The sequence below is a fragment of the Thermodesulfobacteriota bacterium genome, assembly GCA_036397855.1.
Classification (GTDB): Bacteria; Desulfobacterota_D; UBA1144; order Nemesobacterales; family CSP1-2; genus DASWID01.
On the sequence record DASWID010000162.1, the window covers coordinates 1 to 5,053 of the forward strand.

Consider the following 5,053-nt stretch of genomic DNA (forward strand, 5'->3'; position numbering starts at 1 on the left):
CCATTTCAATCATACGTATAATAGTTCATTGCCAATGAAACAAGTGAGAGTAATATGTGTCAAGCCTTGACGGGCTGTTGCCCAAATCCTCTGCTAGGGAAAAAAGTTGACACAAAAAAGCTCAGAAGTGCTATAATGGGAGAAAACCTGAAGGAGGATAAAAACCACCAGCCATGATGAGCTACGAAGACCCACCTCAGAGTAAATTATTTTATATGGGAATCAATATAGATAAGAGGATACGTAAGAATCATCCTCTGAGGAAGATAAGAGAGCTCATAGATTTTGAGTTCATATACAATGAGGTAAGGGATAAATACGGATATAACGGGAATGAATCAATACCACCACCAGTGATACTGAAGTTGATGTTGCTTTTGGTACTTTACAACGTGAGGTCTGAAAGAGAACTAATGGATACGTTATCAGAGAGGTTAGACTGGCTATGGTTTTTAGGATTTGATCTGGATACAGAGATACCGAATCACAGTGTATTATCGAAGGCAAGGAGGAGATGGGGAGAAGAGGCATTCAGGAGTTTCTATGAGAGGGTAGTATGGCAGTGTACTGAAACAAGTTCAGCACAAGTAGTGGAGAGTGGGTTAGTGGATGGGAGGAATATATTTGTGGACTCAAGCCTAATACAAGCAGACGCATCTAATAACTCTGTAGTGGACAGGCAATCGCTTAAGAGGTACTTAAATGAGAGTTATAAGGAATTGGAGAAGAGGTTGGAAGAGGAAGCATCGGAGGAAGAAGTGGACAAGGGAGAAGACGATGGTAGTAGTGGAGGAGTGAACAAGCGATATATATCCACAACAGATCCTGATGCATCGATAATGAGGAGTGGAGGGAAAGCGAAGCTAAGGTATCAAACACACAGAGCAGTGGATGGGGCGTATGAAGTAATAACAGCGACTGAGGTAACACCAGGGGAAGTTAACGAAGCACACTTGATGGTTGAATTGATAGAGTCACATCATAGAAACACGGAGATAGGAGCAAAGACAGTAGTAGCGGATAGCAAGTATGGAACAATAGAGAACTACTTAGTATGTTGGGACAGAGGTATAAGGGCACATATTGCTGATTTGAAGGAGGCACAAGGAAAGGGTGGATTGAGAGGAGGAATATTTTCAGATGATATGTTTGTTTATGATTCAGAGACAGATACTTATACGTGTCCAGAGGGAAAGAAACTGAAGCCCAAGTCAGTGCATATGAATAGACAGAGTATGGATTATGCAGCCTCAAGGAGAGATTGTAGAGTATGCAAATTAAGATCACAGTGTACGAGGAACAAATCAGGGAGAACAGTGAAGAGGCATCTGAGGCAAGAGGAAATTAATTATATGAGAGCGATATCTAAGACCACGTTATCAAAACTAGATATAAAGACAAGGCAGCATTTGATGGAGAGGTCATTTGCAAGGTCAAAGAGATATGGATTTGGAAGAGCTAGGTGGAGGGGGTTATGGAGAGTGAGGATTCAGGAGTACCTTACTGCAGCAATTCAGAATATACAGATACTGATGAAATTTGGAATTGATCCAAGAACGGCAGTATCTAAATTAAAAGAGAGTATGCATGAGAAATTATTACGTTTGATTGCAAATAGAGAGAGATTTTTATGGGAATTTATCTTTAAGTTAAAAGCCGCAGTTAAAGTTGATTTCGTGTTTTCAGACTAACGATCTATCGAAAATAACATTCATTTGAGCAACAGCCCGTTGAGACACGACCCCTAGTTTATTCGTCCCCTTTAATTAAGCGATGATTGGAAAAAGTATCGTGAGTTGCTCATCGGGTATAAGCATTTAACACGTTTTAAAGGATAAATATTGTGAAGTTTCATTATCTTCAATTCTTTCCTTCGTTTAAGCCCTCATCCTTTTATGGTTTCAGGGCCAATACCGAACAGGGAGATTCTTGAATCACTCTCTCAGCAATACTTCCAAGAAAAAATCTCAAGATACCTTTACGTCCATGTGTTGCTATTGCAATTAAATCGATATCTTCTTCTCTAGCAAAATCTATTATTCCTTTCCAGGCATTAGGGGCTACCGTTACCTTAGGTTTTATCACCAAATCTTGAGAAGGGAGGCCAATTGCAATCTCTTGAATTTTCTGCACATAGGGAGCCACAAATGCATTCAGAATTTTCTCAGAAAACCTTTGATAATTATTAAGTTCAAAAACGTAAAGAAGATAAATTTTTGCTTTAAGTAGCCGCGCAAGGTCAATCGCATATTCTGTAACTTTAGTACTCTTTGAATGCAAATCGATTGGGATCAGTATTTTCTTTATACCTATTTTCCTCTTACTGTATTTAGTAATTATTATAGGAACCTGCGACGCCCGTAGTACTTTAATCGTATTACTTCCTAGAGGGTCTTTTTCAACAGATTCATATCCTCTCTTCCCCATTACTATCAAATCTGCCTTTTCTTTTTTCGAAACATCCAGAATCTTTTCGTAAGGGACTCCCTTTTCTACTATTGTTTTGAATTTTATACCTTTCCTTCTAAGTTTCTCCTTGATACCTTCGAGTCTCTTATATGCCGAATGTTCAGCCTTTCTAAACCAACCCAAGATTTCTGTCGGATATTCAGGCAACATATGTTCAAGATAGGGAATAACATTGAGTCCAAAGACTTGTCCGTGTAATTGTATAGCAAGAAACTCTGCATATTTAAGAGCAATGTTAGATTCTTTAAGCCCATCAGATGCCCACAGTATTTTTCCTATTTTATTCATCACAACCATTCCTCCCAAAATTTCATAAAATTTTTTGGATGCTTTATCATAACATAGTTGCTAAACCTATACCAAGGTTGAGATCTTAGGGATTCTCCATCGTAAAGCCATTTCAATAAATAAATTCTAGATGAAAAAAAACAATGGAGTCAAGTCTACAAATGGCAATTGTTCAAAAGAACAACGGGTTAAGTCTTTTGTTGATAAATTTTAATGGATTCCCAGTATTAACGAACGGGTCTGCAATTGATAATTGTTTTCTTATTTTTGCTCTTCCCCAACCTATTTTTTGAATCATCATTGATACTCTACTCATCAAGAAATTCCCCTTTTAAGGTCTCTTCCTTTTTTTCAATATGAATCAGAAGATAAGTGGCGGACTAAATCCTCCGCTAGTGTCTGTTCGCGGCTGGGCTGTCCTCAGTCCTGAGTAGTGAGTCCTGAGTTTGTCGAAGGGTCGAACTATCGAAGGATCGAAGGGAAGCCGCTCCTATTATATAGTCCCCTCTGCCTCCCCTATGTCTCCGGTCTATACACCCTTTAGCAAAGGGGAGAAGCAAATCACAGGGAGAAGGGTCGGGCTTTATTTGTTTGGTTATTTTGATTTTCAAGAAAGGTCTTTTTCTTCGAGAGCCTTTTTTATAGTTAAAAGTTCAATTACTCTGCTTCTATCAACAAGTTGACCTGTTACGTATCTGTGCAAAATACTGTTGATATACGATTGGTACGGTATAGCTTCTAAACTTGCTTTTAGTTTTAACTCTTCCAGAACATAATCTGCCATTCTTAAATTTACATTCCTGGTTTTGTTGGCTTTTTTAATGATTTTTTCTATCTTTTTTCTCGTCTTAGGCGGTATAGGAACAAACTCTTCTGCATGCTTCTCTATTTCTTTCTCAAACTCATCTAGTTTGAATTTATTTTTTGAGCTGCTCATCTTTTTTGGCCTCCCTTTTATATATTTTATTAAATTTCCGACTAGGAAATGCTGTTTTTAAAAAAATTGTCTCACCTTCAATAACGAAGGGTACTGCCCAAATATAGTTATTTATATCAACAATAAAGATATATTGATTATCCTTTTTTGGATGCTCTAATATCTCAATATATTCTTCATTCAAAATTATTTGTTCTATTTCTGCAAATGAGACTCCTCTTTTCATAAATAATTTTAGATTCTTATACTCGTCCCATTTTATCACAATTTAAGAATATGACATTGTGTAGATATTGTCAATTATTTTAGGAAAATATAGTTAATGTTGCTAAGGTGAGGCTTTGGTTATTTGATTATTTTGATTTCCCTTCGCCGCTGGGCTGTCCTCAGTCCTGAGTAGTGGGTCCTGAGTTTGTCGAAGGGTCGAAGTACTCAGAATTCCTTGGGAAGACATTTAAGATTTTTTATTCTCAATCGGTAGATTACTATAGGGTTGTTCGCGCACGAACTTTACAAATAATCAGTTAGGTTTTCAGTGACTTTCCACATTCGGGACAAAAATTGCTTTTCTTAGGAATTCTAGTCCCGCAATTGAAGCAATGCAATGTGTCCTTTTCCGGTGTGGTGTTATAGTATTGCCGATTCTTTTCCAGTGCTTCATTTAATTTTTTGCCAATATCGTCACAGTGTCTTATGACTTCACTGACAAATTCAATTCTGTCTTCTTTTCCCGGAGTAATTATCGTTAGACGGGGGTCTGACCCATCCATTTCGTAAAGGGTCCTGCTGACTTCATCGAGAGGTATGTCTCTGAACAGCTTAAATGATGATGAGTTTCGTAAAATGAGAATTCTCTGGTCTGTGAGTATAAACCAGGAGTTAAAATAGGTGTTGCTATCAATCCATTTTGGAGCCTTGTAAATCGCCCTGTAATTCCTTAGAGTAAGTGATATCTCTTCACCCTGTGATAGATAACTTGATAAGCTTTCTTTCAAATCTTGTGGCAGTTCGGTGAAGTTTTTCGACTCTAGCTTATTTATGAACCCTTGAATAGTGCCAATAAGCGGGGTTATCAATGGTATTTTAGACATATCTGCCTATCAGGACTTCCGCTATTTGGACTGCATTGAGGGCGGCTCCTTTCCTTAACTGATCTCCGACTACCCATAGACTGATCCCTGCGGGAACCGTGTAGTCTTCTCTTATCCGGCCCACCAGACACTCATCCTTTCCCGCCGCTTCAATAGGCATGGGGTATCGAAGGTTCTGGGGTTCGTCCACTACCCGGACACCCGGGAAATTTTTGAGGGCGGTTTTTGCTTCACTTACAGAGATTTTTCTCTCAGTCTCTATATTCAG

6 protein-coding genes are annotated in these 5,053 nt (G+C 38.4%); 1 reads left to right on the plus strand and 5 read right to left on the minus strand.

Annotated features, from left to right (window positions below):
- The first annotated feature begins 173 nt into the window (after window positions 1-173).
- Window positions 174-1,691 (plus strand): IS1182 family transposase, encoded by a 1,518-nt coding sequence (locus VGA95_12675; GenBank protein ID HEX9667394.1) that lies wholly within the window; start codon window positions 174-176, stop codon window positions 1,689-1,691.
- A gap of 202 nt (window positions 1,692-1,893) precedes the next feature.
- Here VGA95_12675 and VGA95_12680 read toward each other — a convergent pair whose 3' ends face one another.
- The 5 genes from VGA95_12680 to VGA95_12700 all read right to left on the minus strand — a co-directional run.
- Entirely contained in the window at window positions 1,894-2,757 is an 864-nt protein-coding gene (locus VGA95_12680) for a universal stress protein (protein HEX9667395.1), read from the minus strand.
- A gap of 607 nt (window positions 2,758-3,364) precedes the next feature.
- Entirely contained in the window at window positions 3,365-3,694 is a 330-nt protein-coding gene (locus VGA95_12685) for a hypothetical protein (protein ID HEX9667396.1), read from the minus strand.
- Window positions 3,675-3,959: a BrnT family toxin gene (locus tag VGA95_12690; protein ID HEX9667397.1), complete on the minus strand. Its 285-nt coding sequence runs from the start codon at window positions 3,957-3,959 to the stop codon at window positions 3,675-3,677. Before VGA95_12690 ends, VGA95_12685 begins: the two co-directional genes overlap by 20 nt.
- Window positions 3,960-4,218: 259 nt before the next feature.
- A complete protein-coding gene (locus VGA95_12695) occupies window positions 4,219-4,785 on the minus strand; it encodes a zinc-ribbon domain-containing protein (protein HEX9667398.1) in 567 nt (188 codons plus the stop codon).
- On the minus strand, window positions 4,778-5,053 hold a 276-nt coding region (locus VGA95_12700; protein ID HEX9667399.1), incomplete at its 5' end, for an Asd/ArgC dimerization domain-containing protein. The genes VGA95_12695 and VGA95_12700, both read right to left, overlap by 8 nt.

Bases quoted from the DNA above. Each gene is read 5' to 3' on its own strand.
- VGA95_12680 (HEX9667395.1), bottom strand. From the start codon at position 2,757: ATGAATAAAATAGGAAAAATACTGTGGGCATCTGATGGGCTTAAAGAA.
- VGA95_12685 (HEX9667396.1), bottom strand. From the start codon at position 3,694: ATGAGCAGCTCAAAAAATAAATTCAAACTAGATGAGTTTGAGAAAGAA.
- VGA95_12695 (HEX9667398.1), bottom strand. From the start codon at position 4,785: ATGTCTAAAATACCATTGATAACCCCGCTTATTGGCACTATTCAAGGG.
- VGA95_12675 (HEX9667394.1), top strand. From the start codon at position 174: ATGATGAGCTACGAAGACCCACCTCAGAGTAAATTATTTTATATGGGA.